Below are 26059 nucleotides of genomic sequence, written 5' to 3' on the forward strand. Positions count from 1 at the left end.
TGCGCGATGCAGGAAGCTGCTCAGTGCATGATGCGGCCGTTGCGGAACAGGTCCACGAAGATCTGGTGATCGGCGCGGGCCCGGGCGCCGTACACGTGCGCGAAGTCGACCAGCAGCTCCGCGAAGCCCTCCTCGTCCGCGGCGATCGCCGCGTCGATGGCCCGCTCGGTGGAGAACGGGACCAGCGAGTGCCCGCTCTCGGCCTCGTCGGCCGAGGCGTGCATGGTCGCCGTCGCCCGGCCCAGGTCCGCGACCACGGCCGCGATCTCCTCCGGGTCGTCCAGGTCCGACCAGTCCAGGTCCACCGCGTACGGGGAGACCTCGGCCACCAGCTGCCCGGAGCCGTCCAGCTCGGTCCAGCCCAGCCAGGGGTCGGCGTGCGCCTGGAGGGCGCGCTGGGAGATCACCGTGCGGTGTCCCTCGTGCCGGAAGTAGTCCCGTACCGCCCGGTCGGTGATGTGCCGGGACACCGCGGGGGTCTGCGCCTGCTTGAGGTAGATCACGACGTCGTTCTCCAGGGCGTCGCTGTGCCCCTCCAGCAGGATGTTGTACGAGGGCAGGCCGGCCGAGCCGATCCCGACGCCCCGGCGGCCCACCACGTCCTTGACCCGGTAGGAGTCCGGCCGGACCAGGGACTCGTCGGGCAGGGTCTCCAGGTACCCGTCGAAGGCGGCCAGCACCTTGTACCGGGTGGCCGCGTCCAGCTCGATCGAGCCCCCGCCGGAGGTGAAGCGGCGCTCGGAGTCGCGGATCTCGGTCATCGAGTCCAGCAGGGAGAAGCGGGTGCGTGAGCGGGCCGAGCGCAGGGCCGCCAGCAGCGGGCCCTCGGCGGTGTCCAGGGTGAAGGAGGGCACCTCCTCGTGCTTCGCGCCCGTCGCGAGGCGGTGGATCCGCTCCCTGTAGGCGCCCGCGTAGGTCCGCACCAGTTCGGTGATCTGCTCGTCGCTGAGCGCCTTGGTGTAGCCGATCAGGGCGACGGAGGCCGCGAACCGCTTGAGGTCCCAGGTGAACGGGCCGACGTACGCCTCGTCGAAGTCGTTGACGTTGAAGATCAGCCGGCCGTTGGCATCCATGTACGTGCCGAAGTTCTCGGCGTGCAGATCGCCGTGGATCCAGACCCGGCCGGTCCGCTCGTCCAGGTAGGGGCCGCCGTGCCGGTCCCGCTCCAGGTCCGCGTAGAAGAGGCAGGCCGTGCCCCGGTAGAAGGCGAACGCCGAGGCGGCCATCTTGCGGAATTTGACCTGGAAGGCGGCGGGGTCGGCAGCCAGGAGCTCACCGAAAGCGGTGTCGAACACATCGAGTATCTGCTCGGCGCGCTGCTCGTTCGTCGTCTCGGGAACCGCCATGGCGGATGCCTCCTGGTGCACGGGGTGGTACAGGTTCTGACCGACTGGACGTCGGGTTGGTCGTCCTGGTTCTGCAACGCCCGACCGTACCCCGCAGTGCCGGTGATCTGTCACTCCTGGGACGTAGGATTCATAGCTGCCGCCGCCCCCACTGTCAGGAGCCTCCCGCCGTGACCAAGCAGCCGTTCACGCACCTGCACGTCCACACCCAGTACTCGCTGCTGGACGGTGCCGCGCGGCTCAAGGACATGTTCAACGCGTGCAACGAGATGGGCATGACGCACATCGCGATGTCCGACCACGGCAACCTGCACGGGGCGTACGACTTCTTCCACTCCGCCCAGAAGGCCGGGATCACCCCGATCATCGGCATCGAGGCGTATGTCGCACCCGAGTCCCGGCGCAACAAGCGCCGCATCCAGTGGGGCCAGCCCCACCAGAAGCGCGACGACGTCTCCGGTTCCGGTGGTTACACCCACAAGACGATCTGGGCGGCGAACGCCACCGGCCTGCACAACCTCTTCCGGCTGTCCTCCGACGCGTACAAGGAGGGCTGGCTGACCAAGTGGCCGCGCATGGACAAGGAGACCATCAGCAAGTGGTCGGAGGGGCTGATCGCCTCCACCGGCTGCCCCTCCGGCGAGCTCCAGACCCGACTGCGCCTCGGCCAGTTCGACGAGGCCCTGAAGTCGGCCTCGGAGTACCAGGACATCTTCGGCAAGGACCGGTACTTCCTGGAGCTGATGGACCACGGCATCGAGATCGAGCGCCGGGTGCGCGACGGCCTGCTGGAGATCGGCAAGAAGCTCGGCATCCCGCCGCTGGTCACGAACGACTCGCACTACACGTACGCGAGCGAGGCCGGCGCCCACGACGCCCTGCTCTGCATCCAGACCGGCAAGAACCTCTCGGACCCCGACCGCTTCCGCTTCGACGGCTCCGGCTACTACCTGAAGTCGACCGACGAGATGTACGCGATCGACTCCTCGGACGCCTGGCAGGAGGGCTGCGCCAACACGAAGCTGGTCGCGGACCAGATCGACACCGAGGGCATGTTCAAGTTCCGGAACCTGATGCCGAAGTTCGACATCCCGGAGGGCCACACCGAGGTCAGCTGGTTCCGCGAGGAGACCATGCGCGGCATGCACCGCCGCTACCCCGGAGGCATCCCCGAGGACCGGATGAAGCAGGCCGAGTACGAGATGGACACGATCATCTCGATGGGCTTCCCGGGCTACTTCCTCGTGGTCGCCGACTTCATCATGTGGGCCAAGAACCAGGGCATCGCGGTGGGCCCGGGCCGTGGCTCCGCAGCCGGCTCGATCGTCGCGTACGCCATGGGCATCACCGACCTCGACCCGCTCACCCACGGTCTGATCTTCGAGCGCTTCCTGAACCCCGAGCGCGTCTCCATGCCCGATGTCGACATCGACTTCGACGAGCGCAGGCGCGTCGAGGTGATCCGGTACGTGACCGAGAAGTACGGCGAGGACAAGGTCGCCATGATCGGCACGTACGGAACGATCAAGGCCAAGAACGCGATCAAGGACTCGGCCCGCGTCCTCGGCTACCCCTACGCCATGGGCGACCGGCTCACCAAGGCCATGCCCGCCGACGTCCTCGGCAAGGGCATCCCGCTCTCCGGCATCCTCGACCCCTCGCACCCCCGCTACGGCGAGGCCGGCGAGATCCGCGGGATGTACGAGAACGAGCCCGACGTCAAGAAGGTCATCGACACCGCCCGTGGCGTCGAGGGCCTGGTCCGCCAGATGGGCGTCCACGCCGCCGGCGTGATCATGTCCAGCGAGACGATCACCGACCACGTGCCCGTCTGGGTGCGGCACACCGACGGCGTCACCATCACCCAGTGGGACTACCCGAGCTGCGAGTCGCTCGGCCTGCTGAAGATGGACTTCCTGGGCCTGCGCAACCTCACGATCATGGACGACGCCGTCAAGATGGTGAAGGCCAACAAGGGGATCGACATCGATCTCCTGGCCCTGCCGCTCGACGACCCCAAGACCTTCGAACTGCTCGGACGCGGCGACACCCTCGGCGTCTTCCAGTTCGACGGCGGGCCCATGCGCTCCCTGCTGCGCCTGATGAAGCCCGACAACTTCGAGGACATCTCCGCCGTCTCGGCCCTGTACCGGCCGGGCCCGATGGGCATGAACTCGCACACGAACTACGCCCTGCGCAAGAACAAGCAGCAGGAGATCACCCCGATCCACCCGGAGCTGGAGGAGCCCCTCGAAGAGGTGCTCGCGGTCACCTACGGCCTGATCGTCTACCAGGAGCAGGTCCAGAAGGCCGCCCAGATCATCGCCGGGTACTCGCTCGGCGAGGCCGACATCCTGCGCCGCGTGATGGGCAAGAAGAAGCCCGAGGAGCTGGCGAAGAACTTCGTCATCTTCCAGGAGGGCGCCAAGAAGAACGGCTACAGCGACCAGGCCATCCAGGCCCTGTGGGACGTCCTGGTCCCCTTCGCCGGCTACGCCTTCAACAAGGCGCACTCGGCCGCGTACGGACTGGTCTCGTACTGGACCGCCTACCTCAAGGCGAACTACCCGGCCGAGTACATGGCGGGCCTCCTCACCTCGGTCAAGGACGACAAGGACAAGTCCGCGATCTACCTGAACGAGTGCCGGCGCATGGGCATCAAGGTGCTCCCGCCGAACGTCAACGAGTCCGAGCCGAACTTCGCCGCCCAGGGCGACGACGTGATCCTCTTCGGCCTCACCGCCGTGCGCAACGTCGGCCAGAACGTCGTCGAGTCGATCATCAAGACCAGGAAGGCCAAGGGGAAGTACTCCACCTTCCCCGACTTCCTGGACAAGGTCGAGGCCGTCGTCTGCAACAAGCGCACCGTCGAGTCGCTGATCAAGGCCGGCGCCTTCGACGAGATGGGCCACACCCGCAAGGGCCTGGTCGCCCACCACGAATCGATGATCGACAACGTGGTCGCGGTCAAGCGCAAGGAGGCCGAGGGGCAGTTCGACCTCTTCGGCGGCATGGGCGACGAGGGCGCGAGCGACGAGCCCGGCTTCGGGCTCGACGTCGAGTTCTCGGACGTCGAGTGGGAGAAGTCCTACCTGCTCGCCCAGGAGCGCGAGATGCTCGGCCTGTACGTCTCCGACCACCCGCTCTTCGGCCTCGAGCACGTGCTCTCCGACAAGACGGACGCCGGAATCTCCCAGCTGACCGGCGGCGAGCACTCCGACGGCGCCGTCGTCACCATCGGCGGCATCATCTCGGGCCTCCAGCGCAAGATGACCAAGCAGGGCAACGCCTGGGCCATCGCCACCGTCGAGGACCTCGCCGGATCCATCGAGTGCATGTTCTTCCCCGCGACCTACCAGCTCGTCTCCACCCAGCTGGTCGAGGACACCGTCGTCTTCGTCAAGGGCCGCCTCGACAAGCGCGAGGACGTCCCCCGTCTCGTCGCCATGGAGATGATGGTCCCCGACCTGTCCTCGGCCGGGACGAACGCACCCGTCGTCCTCACCATCCCGACGGTCAAGGTCACTCCTCCGATGGTCACCCGGTTGGGCGAGATCCTTCGCCACCACAAGGGCAACACCGAGGTCCGGATCAAGCTCCAGGGACCGCGGACCACCACCGTGCTGCGCCTCGACAAGCACCGGGTCCAGCCCGACCCGGCGCTCTTCGGCGACCTCAAGGTGCTCCTCGGGCCGTCCTGCCTGGCCGGATGACGCCGCCCGCAGGGGCCTGCGCACGCAGTCGCACGTGAAGAAGGGCGCGCCCAGAGCTCTGGGCGCGCCCTCGTGCGCGGTGCTCGCGGAGGCGTCAGTTGTGGCCGAACTTCTTCTGCTTGCCCTTGCGGGCCATGTCCATCGGACTGGGGCTGCCGCCGGACGGCTCGGACACGGATTCCGTCGAACTCTTCGACGGATCCTGCGACGACGAGCGGGCCTGCTGCTTCTGCTCATGCTGGCGGTTCTTGTTCTTGGCCATGGTGGAGCCTCCGTGAGGGTCTAGGGGCCAGGACCGCCTTCACCCTCACACGCCACCGCAAACCGCGCATTTTGGATCTTTACTGCGCGTAGCCGGGAACCCCGGTTTCGCAAACGCCCGCAGGATCCGCCACGCCGATGATCGAGTTCCGGCCGTCAACGTCCTTGCGGTCGGGCAGACTCGGGGAACCCGCGACAAACACAGAGGATCCCCAGGGAAGAGGGTGGTACGCGTGGACCGCTGCGTCGTCCTGGTGGACGCCGGCTATCTGCTGGGCGCCGCCGCCAGTCTTCTCGCCGGAGAGCCCTCCCGCTCCCGCATCACCGTGGACCATGCCGCCCTCATCCAGGGCCTGCGCGAACGGGCCGAGGCCGACACCGAGCAGCCCCTGCTGCGCATCTACTGGTTCGACGGCGCCCCCGACCGGGTGCCCCAGCCCGAGCACCGGCGGCTGCGCGTCATGCCGCGCGTCACCGTCCGCCTCGGCGCCCTGACCCGCAGCGACGGCCGCTGGGCGCAGAAGGGCGTGGACGCCGCCATGCACGCCGAGCTCACCGAGCTGGCCCGCAACCGCGCCTGCTCCGACGTCGTACTCGTCACGGGCGACGGGGACCTGCTGCCCGGCCTGATGTCCGCCAAGGAACACGGGGTCGCCGTCCACCTGTGGGCCGTCCAGGCCGCCGACGGCGACTACAACCAGTCCGAGGACCTCGTCGCCGAGGCCGACGAACGCCGCGTCCTGGACCGGGCCTGGATCACCCGGGCCGTCCGCGCCAAGGACCTCGCCGGACTGTGCGCACCCCCGCCCGCACCCCGCCCCGAGATCGCCGCGATCCTCTCCGCCCCGCTGCCCGAGGCGGCCCTCGCCGAGGCCGCCCGCAGTGCCGGCGGCAACGGAACCGGAGCCCCCGCCCCCGCCGCGCCCGAGGGCAGCGGCGCCCCCGTGCCCGCACCCACCGCCGGGGGCAAGACCGTCCCCACGCCCAAGGACCTCGCCGGCTCGCTGCGCGCCCCCGGCCAGCAGCCCGGCCCCTCCGGGGCCCACGGCGCCGCCGCCCAGCAGCCCCCGGCCGGCAGCGCCCTGCGCTGGTCCTCCGACAAGGGCTGGATCGACCGGGCCGGACCGCTGGGCGAACCCGCCGAGACCGCCTCGCTGCCCACCCTCGCCCAGCTCACCAGCGCCGAACAGCGCTGGGCCGACCGCGAGGAGGACATCACCACCGTCGGCGGCGACCCCTTCGAGGTCGGCCAGGTCTTCGCCCGGCGCTGGATGGAACGCCTCCCGGAGACCGTCCACCTGCAGAAACTCGCCACGATGTACCCGCGGATCCCGCACCGCATCGACGGGGAGCTGCTGCGCTACGCCGCCCGGTTCGGGCTGCTCGCCCACAAGGACGACCAGATCGACGAGCACGACCGCTACGCCATCCGCGCCGGGTTCTGGCGGGAGATCGACGTCCGCGCGGCCGCCGAGCACGTGGCCGTCACCCCCTCCGCCGCGCCCGCGGGGCCGCCGACCCCGGCAGCGGAGTAGGGGCCGAAGCCGCGTAGGCTGCTCCCTCGTGAGTACGGGCACAGCATCAGCACGACCGAGCACGGCAGCGGCCGCGGACGCGGCCTCCGACGTGGTCTGCGTGGTGCGTGACCTGGTCAAGACGTACCCCGCGGTACGGGGCCGGCGCGGGGCCCCCGCCCTGCCCGAGACCCGGGCCACCGACGGGATCTCCCTGGACGTCAGGCGCGGCGAGATCTTCGGCCTGCTCGGCCCCAACGGCGCCGGCAAGTCCACCCTGGTCCGGCAGCTGACCGGCCTGCTGCGGCCCGACGCGGGCGCCGTGACCCTGCTCGGCCACGACCTCGTACGCCACCCCGAGCGGGCGGCCCGGCTGCTCGCCTACCTGGGGCAGGAGTCGACCGCCCTCGACGAGCTCACGGTGGCGCTGGCCGCCGAGACCACGGGACGGCTGCGCGGGCTCGACGTACGGGCGGCGCGGGCCGAGCGGGACGCCGTGCTCGAGGAACTCGGGCTGACCCCGATCGCCGGACGGCCCCTGAAGAAACTTTCCGGCGGGCAGCGGCGCCTCGCCTGCTTCGCCGCCGCACTGGTGGGGGAGCGGCCCGTGCTGGTCCTCGACGAGCCCACCACCGGCATGGACCCCGTGGCCCGCCGGGCCGTGTGGGCGGCCGTGGACCGGCGGCGCGCCCTGCACGGGGCCACCGTCCTGCTCGTCACGCACAACGTCATCGAGGCCGAGACCGTCCTGGACCGGGTCGCCGTCATCGACCAGGGCCGGGTCATCGCCTGCGACACCCCGGCCGGGCTGAAGGCCCGCGTCTCCGGCGAGGTCCGGCTGGAGCTGGTGTGGCGCACCGCGCCGCCGCTCGACGTCCCCGAGGTCGCGGCGCTCGCGCCGGCGGCCGCCGAAGCCGGGCGCCGGTGGGTGCTGCGGCTGGAGCCCGACGAGGCGCGCGCCGCGGTGGCCGCGGTGACCGGCGGGCCGGCCTTCGCCGCCCTCGACGACTTCACGCTGGCGACCCCGAGCCTGGAGGACGTCTACCTCGCGCTGGGCGGGCGTACGACGAAGGGCCTGGTGAAGTCGTGAGCACCACTGCTGTCGGCGGCGGCGTCGGGGTGCTCGCACCGCGGGCGCGGCTCTTCCCGTCGCTGGCCGCCGTCTACCGGGCGCAGCTGTCCCGGGCCCGCGTGTCCCGGATCCCGCTCTTGTTCGTCGCCACCTTCCAGTCCATCGGGATCATGATCCTGATGCGGGGCGTGGTGGACGGCGGCTCGGAGGCCCGGGCGGTGGTCGCGGGCTCGTCCGTGCTGGTCGTCGCCTTCGTCGCGCTGAACCTGCTCGCGCAGTACTTCGGGCAGCTGCGGGCCAGCGGCGGGCTGGACCACTACGCCACGCTGCCCGTGCCGCCCGCCTCTGTGGTGCTGGGCGCGGCCGCCGCGTACGCCTCCTTCACGCTGCCGGGCACGCTGGTGACGGCGGTGTTCGGATGCCTGCTGTTCGGGCTGCCGATGGGCGGGCTGTGGATCCTGGCCGCGGTGGTGCCGCTGGCCGGGGCCGCGCTGGCCGGGCTGGGCGCGGCGCTGGGGCTGCTGGCACCGCGGCAGGAGCTGGCCACGCTGGCCGGGCAGCTCGGCATGTCGGCGGCGCTGCTGCTGGGGGTGCTGCCGCCGGAGCGAATGCCGGACGTGATCGTGTGGGCGCGGGACCTGCTGCCGTCGACGTACGGGGTGGAGGCCTTCGCGCGGACGTTCGCGCCGCATCCGGACTGGGCGGCGGTCGCGCTGGACCTCGGGGTGTGCGGGGCGGTGGGGGTCCTCTCGCTGGCCGCGGCGACGTGGGCGTACCGGCGGGCGTCGGTACGCTGAGCCGAAGCCGCTGACGCCGACGCGCCGGGCACCTGGCACGATGTGGGGGTGACCGAAGCCGTGACCACGCCGTCCCCGTTCGAACCGCCGCTGCCGCCCGGGAAGCCGGGCGCCTCCGCCGCGGGCATCACCCCGGGGGACATCCGCGACGGGGCCGCCGTGGCCCTGGTGACCGGGGTGGCCGGGGTGCTGCTCGCGCTGCTGTGGGTGTGGCTGGCGCCGAGGGCGCAGTACGTGTCGAACGGCGAGGCCGTCTTCCTGCGGAGCAGCGAGAGCGAGGCCCGGATAGGGGCCGACGGGACGTTCTTCGTGCTGTCGCTGGGCTTCGGCGTGCTGACCGCCGTGCTCGTGTTCCTGTGGCGGAGGCGGGGCGGTGTCCCGCTGGTCGTCGGCCTGGCGATCGGGTCCGGCTTCGCCGCGCTGGTGGGGTGGCGGCTGGGGCTGTGGCTGGGGCCGTCGGCGGATGTGGCCGCGGCCGCGCTGAAGGCGGGGAAGGGGGTGCCCTTCGATGCGCCGCTGCAGTTGCTGGCGCGGGGGGTGCTGCTGGTCTGGCCGATGGTCGCCGTGGCCGTCCACCTCGGCCTGACCGCCCTCTGGTCCCCCCAGGACCCGGACCCGTCCGAAGCCGCCGACGACCCGGCGTGGGGGGTCTATCCCCCGCCCTACGTCCACAGGACGCCCGCTTCGGCCCAGTCGAGCCCGACGGACGAGTCGTACCCGTCGGGCCGGCCGAACCCGTCGGACCCGTCCGCGCCGGAGCCTCCGCGAGGCTGACCGCCGGGCCGGGGCGGCCCGGGGCCGCAGCGGAGCCTAGTGGCGGGCGATGGGGGCCAGGCTGGCGCCCGTCAAGGTCGTCAGGGTGGCGGGCGGGAGCTCGACCTCCAGGCCCCGGCGGCCCGCCGAAATGCAGATCGTGGCGTGCCCGGACGCCGACTCGTCCACCACCGTGCGCAGCCGCTTGCGCTGCCCCAGCGGGGAGATGCCGCCCAGCACGTACCCCGTCGTGCGTTCCGCCAGCGCCGGGTCCGCCATCGCCGCCCGCTTCCCCGAGACGGCCGCGGCCAGCGCCTTCAGGTCCAGGCTGCCCGACACCGGGACCACCGCCACCGTCAGCACGCCGTCCACGTCCGCGACCAGCGTCTTGAAGACCCGGTCCGGCGACACCCCCATCGCCTGCGCCGCCTCCTCGCCGTACGAGGAGTGCGCCGGGTCGTGCTCGTACGCGTGCACCGTGAACTCCGCCCGGGCAGAGGTCAGGGCCGCGATCGCCGGAGTACCCGCAGGGGCTTTCTTCTTCGCCATCAGTCCTTCGCCATCGGTTCGGGCGCCGTCAGTTCGGGCTCGTCGGCGCGCGCGTCAGGTCCACCGCCGGGAGCGACGGGAGGTGGCGGATGACAGCCGTCTCCGCCCGCAGCAGCTTCAGCTCCTCCGCGAGCCGCGTCGCCGTGTCCGGCGCCTGCAGCAGCCGCTGCTTCGCCGGAATGTCCAGTACGGCCGCCGCCGCCACCAGGTACGAGACCACCGACGGCTCGTCCGGCAGGTCCGCGGGCGAGGACAGCGACCGCTCCCGCGCCCCGGCCAGCCGCTTCTGGTAGTTCCGGAAGGCCCGCAGGACCCCCTCCGCCAGCGCGCCGGCGCCGTCGCCCCCGTCCTCCGGGAGCTCCTCCAGCTCCGCGACCAGGTACGGGCCCGAGGAGTCCACCGACAGCAGGCGCACCCGCGTCGTACCGGTCGCGAGGACCTCGAAGCTGCCGTCCTCCCGCTCCCGGATCGTCGCCGCGTCCGCGATGCAGCCCACCCGGTGGAAGGCCTGGATCGGGTCCGGGCCGAAGCCCGCCGTCGGGCCGCGCTCGGGCAGGGCCGTCTGGTCCGGCAGGCCGGGCGCGGTCGGCGCGACCTCCCGGCCGTCGCGGATCGCGACGACCGCGAAGCGGCGCGGTTCGTCGTCGCCCGTCTTCAGCAGCTCCCGCATCATGGCGCGATAACGCTCTTCGAAGACGTTCAGCGGGAGGACGAGTCCCGGGAACAGCACCGAGTTCAGGGGGAAGAGGGGCAGGCGAACGGTGGTCACGAGGCACAGGGTAGTGGCCGCAGGCCAGGGCCTGTCACCTCAGTTGTTCCCGGCCCACCCCTCATCCCCGCCTCAGCAGACGCGAAGCTCCCGCGGCCACCGTCGTCGCAAGGATCCAGCCCAGCAGGACCAGGGCCGCCGAGCCCCACTGCCAGCCGCCCTCCACCTTCCACTGGCCCTCCTGGCCGAGATCGATGACCGGGAGCAGCAGGTCCAGCGCGTACAGCGCCGCCTCCCACTTCGGGTGCTCGTCCGCCTTGATCGGCGGCGGCTCGTGCCGGGAGAAGAGCAGTGCGCCCGCCGCCCACAGCACCGCCATCCACAGCGCGGCCCGGCCCGGCCGGTACCCGTACGCCACCGTCCAGTCCTGGAGGTACCCCCACGCCTTCAGCGCCGGCGGCAGGGTGGCCCGGCGCCGCCGCTGCTTGGCGAGCAGCACCTCGCGGGCGTCCGCGTCCTCGCCGCTGGCGCGCAGCACGGTCGCCAGCCGCTCGTACGGCTCCGGCGAGTACTCCGCAGTGGCCGCCGCCACCCACTCCAGCCGGCGCGCCAGCGGGAAGTGGCCGCGGGGCGCGAGGTTCTCGTACGCGAACCCCTCGATCGACACGCCGCCCTGGCCGGGCCAGCTGGTGGAGGTGTCGACCAGCTTGACCACCTTCGCCCCCGACAGCACCACCCGCCCCCGCTCCGGCCGCTCCCCGACGAACCGCAGCTCAGGCGTCTGGATCCGGCGCAGCGACACCTCCTGCTCGTCGGTCAGCGTGAACCGGGCACCGTAGAAGTCGACCGCGTCGCCGAAGCGGCCGTCGTCCAGGCGCAGCCCGCCCCGGCACTCGAAGCGCTGGGCCCGCTGCCCGCGCGCCGGGGTCTGGCCGAGCCCGTACGGGGGAGTGGAGGAACCGGAGTCGCCGAGGACGTAATCCAGGGCGATCGACGTCAGGTACAGGGTCCGCTCGACGGTCAGCTGCGGCGCGTTCAGCGCGCGCCGCCCGTACGGATTGCGCAGCCGCGCCCCACGCAGGTTCATCGACACGCCGACCTTCGCGCCGCGCAGACTCACCTCCCCGTACGTCTCCAGCAGCTCGCCCTGGAAGTCCTGCGCGACCGACATCCCGTCCGCGGCGATGGCCCGGCCCTTGTTGTCCCGCTGCACCACGGCCTGGCTGATCAGCAGGTCGGTGCCGATCTGCGCGTCGGTCAGCCGGATCCCGCGGGCCACCCGGCAGCGCGGCAGGTGCAGATCGCCCTCGGTGTGCAGCCGGGAGGCGTCCAGCCGGGGTATCGCGCAGTTGACCAGGCGCAGGGTGACGAACCGGGTCTCGGACAGCTGGATCTCGCTGTCGAAACGGCAGGACTGGAGTTCGACGTACGGCTGCACCGTGCCACCGGACAGGTCGAGGCGCCCGGTGATCCGTACGCCGCGCAGTTTCAGCGAGGCCACCCGGCCCGGCACCGGCGGCGGCCCGTGGAGCAGCAGCAGCGCCACCACCTGGGCACGGACGCTGCGCCCGGCGCCCCAGACCCGGTCGCTGTGCGGATCGTCCTCGTCGGCGGCGCGGGCGCTGAGATCGCACACGCTGCCCGTCCGGTACGCCTGCCACATACGGCGTTCGGGACCGCTGAGATCCGCGGGCTCCTCGCCCGGCCGTGCCTCCGCCATGGCGGCCCCCCTCCGCTGTGCATACGTGTACGGGGAACGCTAGTGGGCTGCGGTGACAACCGGGGCGTGTATCAGCCAGTGATACAGGCGGACGGTGGCGGGAGGCGGTCTGAGAGAATTGGGAGGTGATCTCTCGTATCGACCTGCGCGGTGACGCCCTCCCCGAGGGCGGCGCCCTGCGCGATCTGCTGCCCCGTGCCGAGTTCGACGTAGAAGCTGCCCTGGAGAAGGTGCGGCCCATCTGCGAGGACGTCCATCATCGTGGCACGGCGGCGCTGATCGAGTACGCGCAGAAGTTCGACGGGGTGGAGCTCTCGCAGGTCAGGGTCCCCGCCGAGGCGCTCAAGAGCGCGCTCGACGAGCTCGACCCGGCCGTCCGCGCCGCCCTCGAGGAGTCCATCCGGCGCGCCCGGATCGTGCACCGCGAGCAGCGCCGCACCGAGCACACCACCCAGGTGGTCCCCGGCGGCACCGTGACCGAGAAGTGGGTTCCGGTCGAGCGCGTGGGCCTGTACGCGCCCGGCGGCCGTTCCGTGTACCCGTCCTCCGTCGTCATGAACGTCGTCCCGGCGCAGGAGGCGGGCGTCGAGTCGATCGCGCTCGCGTCCCCGCCGCAGAGGGAGTTCGGCGGCCTGCCGCACCCGACGATCCTCGCCGCGTGCGCGCTGCTCGGCGTGGACGAGGTGTACGCGGCCGGCGGCGCGGTGGCCGTCGCGATGTTCGCGTACGGCACCGAGGACTGCCTCCCCGTCAACATGGTGACCGGCCCCGGCAACATCTGGGTCGCCGCCGCCAAGCGCTACTTCACCGGCCGGATCGGCATCGACACCGAGGCCGGCCCGACGGAGATCGCGGTCCTCGCGGACTCCACGGCCGACCCGGTGCACGTCGCCGCCGACCTGATCAGCCAGGCCGAGCACGACCCGCTGGCCGCCGCCGTGCTCGTCACGGACTCCGAGGAGCTCGCGGCCGCCGTCGAGCGGGAGCTGGAGCCGCAGGTCGCGGCCACCAAGCACGTCGAGGACCGGATCAAGCCCGCCCTCGCGGGCAAGCAGTCCGCGATCGTGCTGGTCGACAGCCTGGAGGACGGCCTCAAGGTCGTCGACGCGTACGGCGCCGAGCACCTGGAGATCCAGACCGCCGACGCCGCCGCCTGGGCCGCCCGCGTCCGGAACGCCGGCGCGATCTTCGTCGGCCCGTGGGCCCCGGTCTCGCTCGGCGACTACTGCGCCGGGTCGAACCACGTGCTGCCCACCGGCGGCTGCGCCTGCCACTCCTCCGGCCTGTCCGTGCAGTCCTTCCTGCGCGGCATCCACATCGTCGACTACACGCGCGACGCCCTCGCCGAGGTCACCCACCACGTGGTGACGCTGGCCGAGGCCGAGGACCTGCCCGCGCACGGCGCGGCCCTCAAGGCCCGCTTCGGTTGGAAGGTGCCCACCCAGTGAGCTTCGGAATCGACGACCTCCCCATCCGGGACGAGCTGCGCGGCAAGACCCCGTACGGCGCCCCGCAGCTCGACGTGCCCGTCCAGCTGAACACCAACGAGAACCCGTACGAGCTGCCCGAACCGCTCGTACGGCGCATCGCCGAGCGCGTCGCCGACGCCGCCCGCACCCTCAACCGCTACCCCGACCGGGACGCGGTGGAGCTGCGGACCGAGCTGGCCGCCTACCTCACCCGTACGGGCAAGCACCCGGTCGCGCGGGAGAACGTATGGGCCGCCAACGGCTCCAACGAGGTCATCCAGCAGCTGCTGCAGACCTTCGGCGGGCCCGGCCGCACCGCGATCGGCTTCGAGCCCTCGTACTCGATGCACGCGCTGATCTCCCGCGGCACCGGTACCGGCTGGATCTCCGGCCCGCGCCGCGAGGACTTCACGATCGACGTGGCGGCGGCCGAGCAGGCCATTGCCGAGAACGCGCCCGACGTCGTCTTCATCACCTCGCCCAACAACCCCACGGGTACCGCGGTCGAGGCGGAGACGGTCCTCGCCCTGTACGAGGCCGCGCAGGCGGCCAAGCCGTCCGTGGTCGTCGTGGACGAGGCGTACGTCGAGTTCAGCCACCGGGACTCGCTCCTGCCGCTGATCGAGGGCCGCCCGAACCTGGTGGTCTCCCGGACCATGTCCAAGGCCTTCGGCGCCGCCGGTCTGCGCCTGGGCTACCTGGCCGCCCACCCGGCCGTGGTCGACGCCGTCCAGCTCGTACGCCTGCCGTACCACCTGTCGGCCGTCACCCAGGCGACCGCGCTGGCCGCCCTGGAGCACACCGACACCCTGCTCGGCTACGTCGAGCAGCTCAAGGCCGAGCGGGACCGGCTGGTCGTCGAACTGCAGGCCATCGGCTACGAGGTCACCGCGTCCGACGCGAACTTCATCCAGTTCGGGAAGTTCCAGGACGCGCACACCGCCTGGCAGCAGATCCTCGACCAGGGTGTCCTGGTCCGTGACAACGGCGTACCGGGCTGGCTGCGGGTCACCGCCGGCACCCCGGCCGAGAACGACGCGTTCCTGGAAGCGGTTCGCGCACTGAAGAAGGAGCAGCACGCATGAGCCGCATCGGACGGGTCGAACGGACCACGAAGGAGACCTCGGTCCTCGTCGAGATAAACCTCGACGGCACCGGCAAGGTCGACGTCTCGACGGGCGTGGGCTTCTACGACCACATGCTCGACCAGCTCGGCCGCCACGGCCTCTTCGACCTCACGGTCAAGACGGACGGCGACCTGCACATCGACAGCCACCACACCATCGAGGACACCGCGCTCGCGCTCGGCGCCGCCTTCAAGCAGGCCCTCGGCGACAAGGTCGGCATCTACCGCTTCGGCAACTGCACCGTGCCGCTCGACGAGTCCCTCGCCCAGGTGACCGTCGACCTGTCCGGCCGCCCGTACCTCGTGCACACCGAGCCCGAGAACATGGCGCCGATGATCGGCGAGTACGACACGACGATGACCCGGCACATCTTCGAGTCGTTCGTCGCGCAGGCCCAGATCGCCCTGCACATCCACGTCCCGTACGGCCGCAACGCCCACCACATCGTGGAGTGCCAGTTCAAGGCCCTCGCGCGCGCCCTGCGCTACGCGGCCGAGTTCGACCCGCGCGCCGCCGGAATCCTGCCCTCCACGAAGGGCGCCCTCTAGCCGTGAACGGCCTCAACACCATCCTGATCGTCTTCGGCCTGTTCCTGGCCGGAGGCGTCTACTCCTTCCAGAAGCAGCAGATGCCCAAGTCGGTCATCATCCTGCTCGCCATCGGCTCCGCGATGTGCCTCGCCGCCGGAGTCCTGCGGATCCGAGGAATTTGGGAATGAGCGCAGCCCGTCCGACCAAGACGGTCGTGGTCTTCGACTACGGCTTCGGGAACGTCCGTTCCGCCGAGCGTGCGCTGGCGCGCATCGGTGCGGACGTCGAGATCACCCGTGACTACGACAAGGCGATGGACGCCGACGGACTCCTCGTCCCCGGTGTCGGCGCCTTCTCCGCCTGCATGCAGGGCCTCAAGGACGTCCGCGGCGACTGGATCATCGGCCGCCGGCTCTCCGGCGGGCGCCCGGTCATGGGCATCTGCGTCGGCATGCAGATCCTCTTCGAACGCGGCATCGAGCACGGCGTGGAGACGGAGGGCCTCGACGAGTGGCCCGGCTCCGTCGAGCCGCTGCGCGCCCCGATCGTGCCCCACATGGGCTGGAACACCGTGGACGCCCCGGCCGACAGCCAGGCCTTCAAGGGCCTGGACGACGACGCCCGGTTCTACTTCGTGCACTCGTACGCGGTGCGCGACTGGAGCCTGGAGGTCACCAACCCGGTGATCCGCGCCCCCAAGGTCACCTGGGCCACCCACGGCGAGCCGTTCGTCGCGGCGGTGGAGAACGGGGCCCTGTGGGCCACCCAGTTCCACCCCGAGAAGTCCGGCGACGCCGGAGCCCAGCTCCTCACCAACTGGATCGAGACCCTTTGATGCCCGCCAACAAGCTGGAACTCCTCCCCGCGGTCGACGTCCGCGACGGGCAGGCCGTCCGCCTCGTGCACGGGGTGTCCGGCAGCGAGACCTCCTACGGCTCCCCGCTCGACGCGGCCCTCGCCTGGCAGGCCTCGGGCGCCGAATGGCTGCACCTCGTCGACCTGGACGCCGCCTTCGGCACCGGCGACAACCGCGCCCTGGTCGCGGAGATCACCGGCGCCATGGACATCAAGGTCGAGCTGTCCGGCGGCATCCGCGACGACGCCTCGCTCGCCGCCGCCCTCGCCACCGGCTGCACCCGCGTCAACCTCGGCACGGCCGCCCTGGAGACCCCCGAGTGGGCCGCCAAGGCCATCGCCGAGCACGGCGACAAGATCGCCATCGGCCTCGACGTACGCGGCACCACCCTCAAGGGCCGCGGCTGGACCAGCGAGGGCGGGGACCTCTACGAGACCCTCGCCCGCCTGGACTCCGAGGGCTGCGCCCGCTACGTCGTCACCGACATCGGCAAGGACGGCACGCTGACCGGCCCCAACCTGGAGCTGCTGAGGAACGTCTGCGCCGCCACCGACCGGCCGGTCGTGGCCTCCGGCGGGATCTCCTCGCTGGACGACCTGCGGGCGCTGTCCGAGCTGGTGCCGCTGGGCGTCGAGGGCGCGATCGTGGGCAAGGCCCTGTACGCCAAGGCCTTCACCCTGGAAGAGGCCCTCCGGGTGGTGTCCGGCTCATGAGCGGCGCCGGTGAGGTCCGCCGCATCTCGTCGGGCGGCCCGTGGGAGGAGGCCGTGGGGTACTCCCGCGCCGTGGAGCTGCCGAACGGGCTCGTGCTCGTCTCCGGCTGCACCTCCGTCGTCGACGGCAAGATCGTGGCCGGCGGTCCGTACGAGCAGACCGTCAATTCCTTCCGCGTCGCGATCGACGCGCTGAAGCAGGTCGGCCTGGGTTCGGAGCACGTGGTCCGGACCCGGATGTACATCACCCATGCGAGGGATGTGGACGAGGTGGGCCGCGCCCACAAGGAGCTCTTCGACTCCGTCCGCCCCGCCGCCTCCATGATCATCGTCTCCGGCTTCATCGACCCCAGCCTGGTCGTCGAGGTCGAGGTCGAAGCCTTCCGAGGGGAGTCCTGATGTCGCTCGCCGTACGAGTGATTCCCTGCCTGGACGTGGACAACGGCCGCGTCGTCAAGGGCGTCAACTTCCAGAACCTGCGCGACGCGGGTGACCCGGTGGAGATGGCCAAGCTGTACGACGCCGAGGGCGCCGACGAGCTGACCTTCCTCGACATCACCGCGTCGTCCGGGAACCGTGAGACCACGTACGACGTGGTGCGGCGGACCGCCGAGCAGGTCTTCATCCCGCTGACCGTGGGCGGCGGCGTCCGCACCGCGGAGGACGTGGACAAGCTGCTGCGGGCCGGTGCGGACAAGGTGGGCGTGAACACCGCCGCCATCGCGCGGCCCGAGCTGATCCAGGAGATCGCGGAGCGCTTCGGGCGGCAGGTGCTCGTCCTGTCCGTCGACGCCCGCCGCACGCCGACCGGTTCCTTCGAGGTCACCACGCACGGCGGCCGCCAGGGGACCGGCATGGACGCCGTCGAGTGGGCGCACCGGGCGGCGGAGCTGGGCGCCGGGGAGATCCTGCTGAACTCGATGGACGCGGACGGCACGAAGGACGGGTACGACACCGAGATGATCGCGTCCGTGCGCAAGTACGTGACCGTCCCGGTGATCGCCTCGGGCGGCGCGGGGAGGCTGGAGCACTTCGCTCCGGCGATCGCGGCCGGTGCCGATGCGGTGCTCGCGGCTTCGGTGTTCCACTTCGGTGACCTGCGGATCTCCGAGGTCAAGGCCACCTTGAGGGAGGCGGGCCACCCGGTCCGCTGACGCGCGCCCACACGCCGGCGGGGCTGGGATCTGCCGCTCAGCGGCAGATCCCAGCCCCGCGGGGGCTAAATGCCCAGCTTGGCCGTCGTCAGCTTGGCGATGGCCTCCGCAGGGCCGTCCAGTTCCACAGCGGCAGCGTCCTGGCGGCCGAAGCAGAAGAGGGTCAGTTCGCCCGGTTCGCCGGTGACCGTCACCACCGGGGTGCCCTTGTGGGCGACTGCCGTCTGGCCGTTCGGGCGGCGCAGCACCAGGCCCACCGGGGAGCGGCGGCCCGTCAGCCGGGCCAGCTTCTCCAGGCGGGACCACAGGGCGTCCGAGAACACCGGGTCCAGCTGGCGCGGCGACCAGTCCGGCTGGGCGCGGCGCACGTCCTCCGCGTGGACGTAGAACTCCACCGCGTTCGCCGCCTCGTCGATCTGCTTCAGCGCGTACAGCGACATCTTCGGCGGGCCGGTGCGGATCAGCTGGATCAGTTCCTCGTACGGCTTGGCCGCGTACTCGGCCATCGCCTTGTCCAGCCGGTCCTTCAGGACGTTCAGCAGCAGGCCGCCCGCCGCGTCCGGGCGACGCTCCCGGACCACCACGTGCGCCGCCAGCTCCCTGGCCCGCCAGCCGTCGCACAGCGTCGGCGCCTCGGGCCCGGCCGCCTCCAACAGGTCCGCCAGCAGCAGGCGTTCACGCTTCGCATGGGTAGACATGGGGGCCAGCCTACGGCCGGAACCCGGCCCGTGCCCGCTCATCAGGCGGACGGTGATCCGTCACGACCGCCCGGGCGCGGCACAATGGCCCCCATGAGTACGTCCTCCCTCGATCCCGCCATCGCCGCCCGGCTCAAGCGCTCCGCAGACGGCCTGGTTCCGGCCATCGCCCAGCAGTACGACACCGGTGAGGTGCTCATGCTCGGCTGGATGGACGACGAGGCCCTGCACCGCACCCTGACCACCGGCCGCTGCACGTACTGGTCCCGCAGCCGCCAGGAGTACTGGGTGAAGGGGGACACGTCCGGCCACTTCCAGCACGTGAAGTCCGTCGCCCTCGACTGCGACGCCGACACCCTCCTCGTCAAGGTCGACCAGGTCGGCGCCGCCTGCCACACGGGCGCCCGCACGTGCTTCGACGCCGATGTCCTTCCGCTGGCCGAATAGGTAGGTAGGGTCCCAAGCCATGGATCTTGAGACGTTCCGCAAGCTCGCGGCGGACCGCCGCGTCATCCCCGTGAGCCGCAAGCTGCTGGCCGACGGCGACACCCCGGTCGGGCTCTACCGCAAGCTGGCCGCCGAACGCCCGGGCACCTTCCTCCTGGAGTCCGCCGAGAACGGCCGCTCCTGGTCCCGCTACTCGTTCGTCGGCGTCCGCAGCGACGCCACGCTCACCGTCCGCGACGGCCGGGCGCACTGGATCGGCACCCCGCCCGTCGGCGTCCCCACCGACGGCGACCCGCTCGAGGCCCTGCGGGCCACCGTCCAGACCCTGCACACGCCCCGCGACCTCGCGGGCGGGATGCCGCCCTTCACCGGCGGCATGGTCGGCTACCTCGGCTACGACATCGTGCGCCGCCTGGAGCGCATCGGCGAGCACACCGCCGACGACCTCCAGCTGCCCGAGCTGACCATGCTGCTCACCTCCGACCTGGCGGTCATGGACCACTGGGACGGCACGGTCCAGCTCATCGCCAACGCCATCAACCACAACGACCTCGACACCGGCGTGGACGAGGCGTACGCGGACGCGGTGGCCCGGCTCGACGCGATGGAGGCCGACCTCGCGCGGCCGGCCCCGTACACCCCCACGCCGCTGCCCGCCTCCGAACTGCCGGAGTTCTCCGCGCTGTGGGGCGGGCAGAAGTACCAGGACGCCGTCGAGGACATCAAGGAGCGCATCCGGGCCGGCGAGGCCTTCCAGGTGGTGCCCTCGCAGCGGTTCGAGACCCCCTGCGCCGCCTCCGCGCTGGACGTCTACCGGGTGCTGCGGGCCACCAACCCGTCCCCGTACATGTACCTGTTCCGCTTCGAGAACGGCTTCGACGTCGTCGGGTCCAGCCCGGAGGCCCTGGTCAAGGTCGAGGACGGGCGGGCCATGGTCCACCCGATCGCCGGCACCCGCCACCGCGGGGCCACCCCGCAGGAGGACCAGGCGCTCGCCGAGGAGCTGATGGCCGACCCCAAGGAGCGCGCCGAGCACCTGATGCTCGTCGACCTGGGCCGCAACGACCTGGGCCGCGTCTGTGAGCCGGGATCGGTCGAGGTCGTCGACTTCATGTCGATCGAGCGGTACTCGCACGTCATGCACATCGTCTCCACCGTCACCGGCCGCGTCGCCGAGGGCAGGACCGCCTTCGACGTGCTCACCGCCTGCTTCCCGGCCGGTACCCTCTCGGGCGCTCCCAAGCCGCGCGCCATGCAGATCATCGAGGAGCTCGAACCCTCCCGCCGCGGCCTGTACGGCGGCTGCGTCGGCTACCTCGACTTCGCCGGGGACTCCGACACGGCCATCGCCATCCGCACCGCGCTGCTGCGCGACGGCACGGCGTACGTCCAGGCCGGCGCGGGAGTCGTCGCGGACTCGGTGCCCGAGCTGGAGGACAACGAGTGCCGCAACAAGGCGGCCGCCGTCCTGCGCGCGGTGGGAGCGGCGAACCGGCTGAACGGCTCGTGACGGCGTAGGGGATAGTGGGGTACGTGAGTGCCGTACCCCCACCCCGAAACGACACCGACGCCCCCACCGGAGCAGACGCCCCGGACAGTCGCGGCGGCCGCCGCAGCGTGGCCGTCGCCCTGCTGCTCGGCGCGCTCGGTGCGACCGTCGTCCTGCTCGCCTCCGGCCGCGTCTGGGCCCGGGGCACCGCTGCCGTGGGGGGTGGCTCGCTGCCGCTGACCGCGGACGGGCGGGCCGTGACCGGGCTCCCGGCGGCCCTGGCCATCGTGGGCCTCGCGGCCCTGGTGGCCGTGTTCGCCGTGCGGGGCAGGAGCCGGCTGCTGGTCTCCGGGCTGCTGGCGCTGAGCGGCCTGGGCGCGGCCCTCTCCGCGGTGCTGGCCGCCGACGACCGGCAGGCGCTGGACGCGCAGGCGGCCCGTACGACCGCGGACACCGCGGCGCAGGTGGGGGCGCTGTCGCACACGGCCTGGCCGTACATCACGGCCGCCGGTGCGGCCCTGATCCTGGTCGCCGGACTGCTGGCCCTGCGCTTCGGGCGCAGCTGGCCGGCGATGGGCGGCCGCTACGAGCGGGACGGCAGCCCCCGGGCCCGCAAGGCGGCGGCGGTGGACCCCGACCGGCCCGAGGACCTGTGGAAGGCCCTGGACCGCGGTGAGGACCCGACCCGCTGACCGTGCACCGCGCCCCGTGCGGGACAATGGGCACCGAGCATTCGACATCACAGCACGTGCGACAGAGCAAACGAGGAGCAACTCATGGCGGGCACTAACCACGGACACACCCCGGCCGCCTGGACCGGTGTCATCATCGCTTTCATCGGTTTCTGCATCTCCGGCGCGTTCATGGTCATCGCGAACCCGCTCGGGTTCTGGGCCGGGCTCGTCGTCGTCGCGCTCGGCGGTGTGGTGGGCCTGGCGATGAAGGCCGCGGGCATGGGCGCGCCGAAGGCCGCCCACGACGACCTGGCCGTGGTCATCGCCGCGAACAAGGCCGCTGCCAAGGTCTGAGTGCCGCCGAGGTCCGAGTACCGGTGGACACCTTCGAAAGGCGCGGCCCCGTCGGGCTGCGCCTTTTGTCATGAGCGGAGAGAATCAGCGCGTGGACGCCTCTCACAGCACCGTGGACGTGCCCGGGCCCCGGCCCGCGCCCGCGCCGCCGCAGAGCCGGGCGCGGCGGCTGGCCGGGCCGGCGCTCACGCTGGCCTCGGCGGCGCTGGCCTTTGCGTACGTGGGGGCCGTGGATCCCAATGAACCGGGCCACTATCCGGTCTGCCCGCTCTTTCGGCTGACCGGAATTCTGTGCCCCGGATGCGGCGGGCTGCGCAGTGCGCACGCGTTCGCGCACGGCGATCTGATCACTGCTTTCGGGGCGAATGCCCTGGCCGTCGTCGGCTACTTCGTCTTCGCAGGCTTCATGGTCCTGTGGCTGGTTCGCGCCTGGCGCGGCGGCCTCGCCCCGCGCTTCGCCCTGCGGCGGCCGTACTGGTGGGCCATCGGGGTGCTCGCGCTCGTTTTCGTGGTGGTCCGAAACCTGCCGTTCGGATCCGCCCTGGCCCCCTGAGGCCCGTACCGGGCCTGCCCGGGGTCCATATGAATCCCGGATTCCGAATGTCCAGTGACTGGGACGCCGTCAACCGCGTGCGGAGCGCAAGGCCTCCTGCGGATACCATTTGATTGCTGACCTTGCAGTTGTACGTGTCTGCAAGGCGGCCGACCGTCATCGACCCGGAAGGGGGCCGCTCGCGTGAGTGTGCTCGACGAGATCATCGAAGGGGTCCGCGAAGACCTTGCCGAACGGCAGGCCCGCGTGAGCCTCGACGAGCTCAAGGAGCGTGCCGCCAAGGCGCCCCAGGCCAAGGACGGCGTCGCGGCCCTGCGCGGCGACGGCGTCAAGGTGATCTGCGAGGTCAAGCGCTCCAGCCCCTCCAAGGGTGCGCTGGCCGCGATCGCGGATCCCGCCGGACTCGCCGCCGACTACGAGGCGGGCGGTGCGGCGGTCATCTCCGTCCTCACCGAGCAGCGCCGTTTCGGCGGCTCGCTGGCCGACCTGGAGGCCGTCCGCGCGCGCGTGGACATCCCGATCCTGCGCAAGGACTTCATCGTCACGGCGTACCAGCTGTGGGAGGCCCGCGCCTACGGCGCCGACCTCGCGCTGCTGATCGTCGCGGCCCTGGAGCAGGAGGCCCTCGTCTCCCTCATCGAGCGGGCCGAGTCCATCGGGCTCACCCCGCTCGTCGAGGTCCACGACGAGGACGAGGTCGAGCGCGCGGTTGCGGCCGGCGCCAAGATCATCGGCGTCAATGCCCGCAACCTCAAGGACCTCAAGGTCGACCGCTCCACCTTCGAGCGCGTCGTCGGCGAGATCCCGGCCCACATCGTCAAGGTTGCCGAGTCCGGCATCCGCGGGCCGCACGACCTGATCGCCTACGCCAACGAGGGCGCCGACGCCGTCCTCGTCGGGGAGTCCCTGGTCACCGGACGCGACCCGAAGTCGGCCGTGGCCGACCTCGTCGCCGCCGGGGCCCACCCCGCCCTGCGCCACGGACGGAGCTGACCCGTCCCATGGCCCCCGACCGCCCCTCCGTCCGCACCCGGCCCGGCTCAGGCCCGGCCGGTGTGCCGACGGCGCACGCGCCCCTGGCGCGCGGCTGCCGCCCCCGCGGCTGCCGTGCCCCGGCCCGGCGGGTGCACGGGCGCCGGGTCAGGTACGTGATCGGCTCCGAGCCCGGTCAGGTCAACGGCATGCGATGGCGCACCACAGGCGCGCTGTAACGAGGGCCGTCCCGGTCCGGTACGCCTGACGCCGTCGCACGACGGAGCCTGCGTACCGCCCCGCGCGGTGCTCGTTCACGGCCCGTCGCCCCGAGCCGCCGGCTCCGGGCGCGGACGGCCGGGTCCGCAGGCATCCCCACCCCCGCAGCGGGGTGCGCGTGCGGCGGGCCCGCAGCGCAATACGGTGCATCCATCCCATCGCACCCGTAGGAGTACTGGGCATGTCCAGCAGCTCGTTCTTCATTCCGGACCCGGAGGGTCACGTCCCCAACGCCGAGGGCTACTTCGGCGACTTCGGCGGCAAGTTCATCCCGGAGGCGCTCGTCGCCGCCGTGGACGAGGTCGCCGTCGAGTACGAGAAGGCCAAGGGGGACCCGGCCTTCGCGGCCGAGCTCAACGACCTCATGGTCAACTACACCGGCCGGCCCAGCGCCCTCACCGAGGTGCCGCGGTTCGCCGAGCACGCCGGCGGCGCGCGGATCTTCCTCAAGCGCGAGGACCTCAACCACACCGGCTCGCACAAGATCAACAACGTGCTGGGCCAGGCGCTGCTCACCAAGCGCATGGGCAAGACCCGCGTCATCGCCGAGACCGGAGCCGGCCAGCACGGCGTTGCCACCGCCACCGCCTGCGCGCTCTTCGGCCTCGAGTGCACCATCTACATGGGCGAGATCGACACCCAGCGCCAGGCCCTGAACGTGGCCCGGATGCGGATGCTGGGCGCCGAGGTCATCGCGGTGAAGTCCGGCTCCCGGACGCTCAAGGACGCCATCAACGAGGCGTTCCGCGACTGGGTCGCCAATGTGGACCGCACCCACTACCTCTTCGGCACCGTCGCCGGCCCGCACCCCTTCCCGGCCATGGTCCGCGACTTCCACCGGGTCATCGGGGTCGAGGCCCGCCGCCAGATCCTGGAGCGCGCCGGCCGGCTGCCCGACGCCGTCGCGGCCTGCGTCGGCGGCGGCTCCAACGCCATCGGCCTCTTCCACGCCTTCATCCCGGACACCGGCGTCCGGCTCGTCGGCTTCGAGCCCGCCGGGCACGGCGTCGAGACCGGCGAGCACGCGGCCACGCTGACCGCCGGCGAGCCCGGCATCCTGCACGGCTCCCGCTCGTACGTCCTCCAGGACGAGGAGGGCCAGATCACCGAGCCGTACTCCATCTCGGCCGGTCTGGACTACCCGGGCATCGGCCCCGAGCACTCCTTCCTCAAGGACTCGGGCCGCGGCGAGTACCGCGCGGTCACCGACGACGCCGCGATGCAGGCCCTGCGCCTGCTCTCCCGCACCGAGGGCATCATCCCGGCGATCGAGTCGGCGCACGCCCTCGCCGGCGCCCTCGACCTGGGCAAGGAGCTGGGCAAGGACGGGCTGATCGTGGTCAACCTGTCCGGCCGCGGCGACAAGGACATGGACACGGCGGCGCGCTACTTCGACCTTTACGACACCGACGCCTCCGAGGGGGAGACCAAGTGAGCGGCAACATCGAACTCCTCTCGGCCACGCTCGCGAAGGCCAAGTCCGAGGACCGCGCGGCCCTCGTCGCCTACCTCCCCGCCGGCTTCCCGACCGTCGACGGCGGCATCGAGGCCGTCAAGGCCGTCATCGCGGGCGGCGCGGACGTGGTCGAGGTCGGCCTCCCGCACAGCGACCCGGTCCTGGACGGCGCGATCATCCAGACCGCCGACGACATCGCCCTGCGCGGCGGCGTCAAGATCGCCGACGTGCTGCGCACCGTGCGCGAGGCGCACGCGGCGACCGGGGCCCCGGTGCTGGTCATGACGTACTGGAACCCGATCGACCGCTACGGCGTCGAGCGGTTCGCCACCGAGCTGGCCGCGGCGGGCGGCGCGGGCTGCATCCTGCCCGACCTGCCGGTCCAGGAGTCCGCGCTGTGGCGTGAGCACGCCGACAAGCACGGTCTGGCGACCGTCTTCGTCGTCGCTCCGAGCAGCAAGGACGAGCGCCTGGCGACCATCACGGCCGCCGGTTCCGGCTTCGTCTACGCCGCCTCGCTGATGGGCGTCACCGGCACCCGCGAGTCGGTCGGCCACGAGGCCCAGGAGCTGGTCCGCCGTACCCGCGCGACCACCGAGCTGCCCGTGTGCGTGGGCCTCGGCGTCTCCAACGCCGTGCAGGCGAAGGAGGTCGCGGGCTTCGCCGACGGGGTGATCGTCGGCTCGGCGTTCGTGAAGCTGCTGCTGGACGCGCCGGACCTGCCGGCCGGGCTGGCCGCCGTACGGGCGCTGGCGGGCGAGCTCGCGGAAGGCGTACGCAGGAGCTGACGCGTTCGATTCGCGGCGCGAACCCTTGATCGGGTTCTGTAGTCCGATCGGGTGGAAGTGGGAGCGG

28 protein-coding genes are annotated in these 26059 nt (G+C 71.8%); 22 read left to right on the plus strand and 6 right to left on the minus strand.

Annotation, left to right across the window (positions count from 1 at the left end; genetic code table 11):
• Nucleotides 1-20 precede the first annotated feature (20 nt).
• Nucleotides 21-1346, minus strand: a complete 1326-nt coding sequence (locus AB5J51_RS28680; RefSeq protein ID WP_053786924.1) for a DUF2252 domain-containing protein — start codon at nt 1344-1346, stop codon at nt 21-23.
• A gap of 170 nt (nt 1347-1516) precedes the next feature.
• Here AB5J51_RS28680 and dnaE point away from each other — a divergent pair, with 170 nt between their 5' ends.
• A complete protein-coding gene (dnaE, locus tag AB5J51_RS28685; protein WP_053786923.1) occupies nt 1517-5059 on the plus strand; it encodes a DNA polymerase III subunit alpha in 3543 nt (1180 codons plus the stop codon).
• A gap of 94 nt (nt 5060-5153) precedes the next feature.
• Here the strand turns inward: dnaE and AB5J51_RS28690 are convergent, their stop codons facing one another.
• Nucleotides 5154-5321 (minus strand): hypothetical protein, encoded by a 168-nt coding sequence (locus AB5J51_RS28690; RefSeq protein ID WP_166663183.1) that lies wholly within the window; start codon nt 5319-5321, stop codon nt 5154-5156.
• A gap of 223 nt (nt 5322-5544) precedes the next feature.
• On the opposite strand from AB5J51_RS28690, the gene AB5J51_RS28695 reads away from it, so the two are divergent.
• From AB5J51_RS28695 to AB5J51_RS28710, 4 genes are read left to right on the plus strand one after another with little or no spacing between them, the layout of a single operon-like run.
• On the plus strand, nt 5545-6855 hold the full coding sequence (locus tag AB5J51_RS28695) for an NYN domain-containing protein (protein ID WP_053786922.1): 1311 nt from the start codon (nt 5545-5547) through the stop codon (nt 6853-6855).
• A 28-nt stretch (nt 6856-6883) separates the two neighbouring features.
• Nucleotides 6884-7924: an ABC transporter ATP-binding protein gene (locus tag AB5J51_RS28700; RefSeq protein WP_369778995.1), complete on the plus strand. Its 1041-nt coding sequence runs from the start codon at nt 6884-6886 to the stop codon at nt 7922-7924.
• Nucleotides 7921-8703, plus strand: a complete 783-nt coding sequence (locus tag AB5J51_RS28705; RefSeq protein ID WP_053786921.1) for an ABC transporter permease — start codon at nt 7921-7923, stop codon at nt 8701-8703. Before AB5J51_RS28700 ends, AB5J51_RS28705 begins: the two co-directional genes overlap by 4 nt.
• Before the next feature lie 48 nt (nt 8704-8751).
• A complete protein-coding gene (locus AB5J51_RS28710) occupies nt 8752-9477 on the plus strand; it encodes a hypothetical protein (RefSeq protein ID WP_369778996.1) in 726 nt (241 codons plus the stop codon).
• 36 nt (nt 9478-9513) lie between these two features.
• Here the strand turns inward: AB5J51_RS28710 and ybaK are convergent, their stop codons facing one another.
• The 3 genes from ybaK to AB5J51_RS28725 all read right to left on the minus strand — a co-directional run bounded on the left by ybaK (nt 9514) and on the right by AB5J51_RS28725 (nt 12434).
• The gene (gene ybaK, locus AB5J51_RS28715; RefSeq protein ID WP_053786920.1) at nt 9514-10005 is read right to left on the minus strand and encodes a Cys-tRNA(Pro) deacylase; all 492 of its coding nucleotides are present in this window, start codon (nt 10003-10005) and stop codon (nt 9514-9516) included.
• A 28-nt stretch (nt 10006-10033) separates the two neighbouring features.
• On the minus strand, nt 10034-10774 hold the full coding sequence (locus AB5J51_RS28720) for an LON peptidase substrate-binding domain-containing protein (protein ID WP_030291956.1): 741 nt from the start codon (nt 10772-10774) through the stop codon (nt 10034-10036).
• Nucleotides 10775-10835: 61 nt separating this feature from the next.
• Nucleotides 10836-12434 carry an oxidoreductase gene (locus AB5J51_RS28725; protein WP_133898301.1) on the minus strand — a complete coding sequence of 533 codons (1599 nt, stop codon included), beginning with the start codon at nt 12432-12434 and terminating at the stop codon, nt 10836-10838.
• Between the two features lie 125 nt (nt 12435-12559).
• On the opposite strand from AB5J51_RS28725, the gene hisD reads away from it, so the two are divergent.
• From hisD to hisF, 8 genes are read left to right on the plus strand one after another with little or no spacing between them, the layout of a single operon-like run.
• Nucleotides 12560-13882, plus strand: a complete 1323-nt coding sequence (gene hisD, locus AB5J51_RS28730; protein ID WP_053786918.1) for a histidinol dehydrogenase — start codon at nt 12560-12562, stop codon at nt 13880-13882.
• Complete coding sequence (locus tag AB5J51_RS28735) at nt 13879-14988, plus strand: histidinol-phosphate transaminase (protein ID WP_369778997.1); 1110 nt, start codon at nt 13879-13881, stop codon at nt 14986-14988. The genes hisD and AB5J51_RS28735 overlap by 4 nt, the downstream gene beginning before the upstream one ends.
• Nucleotides 14985-15578, plus strand: coding sequence for an imidazoleglycerol-phosphate dehydratase HisB (hisB, locus tag AB5J51_RS28740; RefSeq protein ID WP_030155936.1), 594 nt, complete (start codon nt 14985-14987; stop codon nt 15576-15578). The genes AB5J51_RS28735 and hisB overlap by 4 nt, the downstream gene beginning before the upstream one ends.
• Before the next feature lie 2 nt (nt 15579-15580).
• Nucleotides 15581-15748 (plus strand): hypothetical protein, encoded by a 168-nt coding sequence (locus AB5J51_RS28745; RefSeq protein WP_053786916.1) that lies wholly within the window; start codon nt 15581-15583, stop codon nt 15746-15748.
• Complete coding sequence (hisH, locus tag AB5J51_RS28750) at nt 15745-16395, plus strand: imidazole glycerol phosphate synthase subunit HisH (protein ID WP_369778998.1); 651 nt, start codon at nt 15745-15747, stop codon at nt 16393-16395. The genes AB5J51_RS28745 and hisH overlap by 4 nt, the downstream gene beginning before the upstream one ends.
• Nucleotides 16395-17129, plus strand: coding sequence for a bifunctional 1-(5-phosphoribosyl)-5-((5-phosphoribosylamino)methylideneamino)imidazole-4-carboxamide isomerase/phosphoribosylanthranilate isomerase PriA (priA, locus tag AB5J51_RS28755; protein WP_369778999.1), 735 nt, complete (start codon nt 16395-16397; stop codon nt 17127-17129). The genes hisH and priA overlap by 1 nt, the downstream gene beginning before the upstream one ends.
• On the plus strand, nt 17126-17527 hold the full coding sequence (locus tag AB5J51_RS28760) for a RidA family protein (RefSeq protein WP_369779000.1): 402 nt from the start codon (nt 17126-17128) through the stop codon (nt 17525-17527). The genes priA and AB5J51_RS28760 overlap by 4 nt, the downstream gene beginning before the upstream one ends.
• On the plus strand, nt 17527-18282 hold the full coding sequence (hisF, locus tag AB5J51_RS28765; RefSeq protein WP_369779001.1) for an imidazole glycerol phosphate synthase subunit HisF: 756 nt from the start codon (nt 17527-17529) through the stop codon (nt 18280-18282). Before AB5J51_RS28760 ends, hisF begins: the two co-directional genes overlap by 1 nt.
• 65 nt (nt 18283-18347) lie before the next feature.
• Here the strand turns inward: hisF and AB5J51_RS28770 are convergent, their stop codons facing one another.
• Nucleotides 18348-18980 carry a TIGR03085 family metal-binding protein gene (locus tag AB5J51_RS28770; protein ID WP_053786946.1) on the minus strand — a complete coding sequence of 211 codons (633 nt, stop codon included), beginning with the start codon at nt 18978-18980 and terminating at the stop codon, nt 18348-18350.
• 84 nt (nt 18981-19064) lie between these two features.
• On the opposite strand from AB5J51_RS28770, the gene hisI reads away from it, so the two are divergent.
• The 9 genes from hisI to trpA all read left to right on the plus strand — a co-directional run bounded on the left by hisI (nt 19065) and on the right by trpA (nt 25992).
• Entirely contained in the window at nt 19065-19427 is a 363-nt protein-coding gene (gene hisI, locus AB5J51_RS28775) for a phosphoribosyl-AMP cyclohydrolase (RefSeq protein ID WP_053786912.1), read from the plus strand.
• A 19-nt stretch (nt 19428-19446) separates the two neighbouring features.
• Nucleotides 19447-20937, plus strand: coding sequence for an anthranilate synthase component I (locus AB5J51_RS28780; protein ID WP_053786911.1), 1491 nt, complete (start codon nt 19447-19449; stop codon nt 20935-20937).
• A gap of 14 nt (nt 20938-20951) precedes the next feature.
• Complete coding sequence (locus AB5J51_RS28785; RefSeq protein ID WP_053786910.1) at nt 20952-21608, plus strand: TIGR02234 family membrane protein; 657 nt, start codon at nt 20952-20954, stop codon at nt 21606-21608.
• 84 nt (nt 21609-21692) lie between these two features.
• Entirely contained in the window at nt 21693-21944 is a 252-nt protein-coding gene (locus tag AB5J51_RS28790; RefSeq protein ID WP_053786909.1) for an HGxxPAAW family protein, read from the plus strand.
• A gap of 70 nt (nt 21945-22014) precedes the next feature.
• Nucleotides 22015-22497: a DUF2752 domain-containing protein gene (locus tag AB5J51_RS28795; RefSeq protein WP_078987360.1), complete on the plus strand. Its 483-nt coding sequence runs from the start codon at nt 22015-22017 to the stop codon at nt 22495-22497.
• 183 nt (nt 22498-22680) lie between these two features.
• Entirely contained in the window at nt 22681-23490 is an 810-nt protein-coding gene (gene trpC, locus AB5J51_RS28800) for an indole-3-glycerol phosphate synthase TrpC (protein ID WP_030291988.1), read from the plus strand.
• An 8-nt stretch (nt 23491-23498) separates the two neighbouring features.
• Nucleotides 23499-23708 carry a tryptophan biosynthesis modulator TrpM gene (trpM, locus tag AB5J51_RS28805; RefSeq protein ID WP_030291990.1) on the plus strand — a complete coding sequence of 70 codons (210 nt, stop codon included), beginning with the start codon at nt 23499-23501 and terminating at the stop codon, nt 23706-23708.
• 221 nt (nt 23709-23929) lie between these two features.
• On the plus strand, nt 23930-25183 hold the full coding sequence (gene trpB / locus AB5J51_RS28810) for a tryptophan synthase subunit beta (protein WP_053786907.1): 1254 nt from the start codon (nt 23930-23932) through the stop codon (nt 25181-25183).
• Nucleotides 25180-25992 (plus strand): tryptophan synthase subunit alpha, encoded by an 813-nt coding sequence (gene trpA / locus AB5J51_RS28815; protein ID WP_030291994.1) that lies wholly within the window; start codon nt 25180-25182, stop codon nt 25990-25992. The genes trpB and trpA overlap by 4 nt, the downstream gene beginning before the upstream one ends.
• The last annotated feature ends 67 nt before the right edge of the window (nt 25993-26059 follow it).

Source organism: Streptomyces sp. R33 (genome assembly GCF_041200175.1).
Classification (GTDB): domain Bacteria; phylum Actinomycetota; class Actinomycetes; order Streptomycetales; family Streptomycetaceae; genus Streptomyces; species Streptomyces katrae_B.

Bases quoted from the DNA above. Each gene is read 5' to 3' on its own strand.
- AB5J51_RS28680 (WP_053786924.1), bottom strand. From the start codon at position 1,346: ATGGCGGTTCCCGAGACGACGAACGAGCAGCGCGCCGAGCAGATACTC.
- AB5J51_RS28690 (WP_166663183.1), bottom strand. From the start codon at position 5,321: ATGGCCAAGAACAAGAACCGCCAGCATGAGCAGAAGCAGCAGGCCCGC.
- ybaK (WP_053786920.1), bottom strand. From the start codon at position 10,005: ATGGCGAAGAAGAAAGCCCCTGCGGGTACTCCGGCGATCGCGGCCCTG.
- AB5J51_RS28725 (WP_133898301.1), bottom strand. From the start codon at position 12,434: ATGGCGGAGGCACGGCCGGGCGAGGAGCCCGCGGATCTCAGCGGTCCC.
- hisB (WP_030155936.1), top strand. From the start codon at position 14,985: ATGAGCCGCATCGGACGGGTCGAACGGACCACGAAGGAGACCTCGGTC.
- hisH (WP_369778998.1), top strand. From the start codon at position 15,745: ATGAGCGCAGCCCGTCCGACCAAGACGGTCGTGGTCTTCGACTACGGC.
- priA (WP_369778999.1), top strand. From the start codon at position 16,395: ATGCCCGCCAACAAGCTGGAACTCCTCCCCGCGGTCGACGTCCGCGAC.
- AB5J51_RS28760 (WP_369779000.1), top strand. From the start codon at position 17,126: ATGAGCGGCGCCGGTGAGGTCCGCCGCATCTCGTCGGGCGGCCCGTGG.
- hisF (WP_369779001.1), top strand. From the start codon at position 17,527: ATGTCGCTCGCCGTACGAGTGATTCCCTGCCTGGACGTGGACAACGGC.
- AB5J51_RS28770 (WP_053786946.1), bottom strand. From the start codon at position 18,980: ATGTCTACCCATGCGAAGCGTGAACGCCTGCTGCTGGCGGACCTGTTG.
- hisI (WP_053786912.1), top strand. From the start codon at position 19,065: ATGGCCCCCATGAGTACGTCCTCCCTCGATCCCGCCATCGCCGCCCGG.
- AB5J51_RS28780 (WP_053786911.1), top strand. From the start codon at position 19,447: ATGGATCTTGAGACGTTCCGCAAGCTCGCGGCGGACCGCCGCGTCATC.
- AB5J51_RS28790 (WP_053786909.1), top strand. From the start codon at position 21,693: ATGGCGGGCACTAACCACGGACACACCCCGGCCGCCTGGACCGGTGTC.
- AB5J51_RS28795 (WP_078987360.1), top strand. From the start codon at position 22,015: ATGAGCGGAGAGAATCAGCGCGTGGACGCCTCTCACAGCACCGTGGAC.
- trpM (WP_030291990.1), top strand. From the start codon at position 23,499: ATGGCCCCCGACCGCCCCTCCGTCCGCACCCGGCCCGGCTCAGGCCCG.
- trpB (WP_053786907.1), top strand. From the start codon at position 23,930: ATGTCCAGCAGCTCGTTCTTCATTCCGGACCCGGAGGGTCACGTCCCC.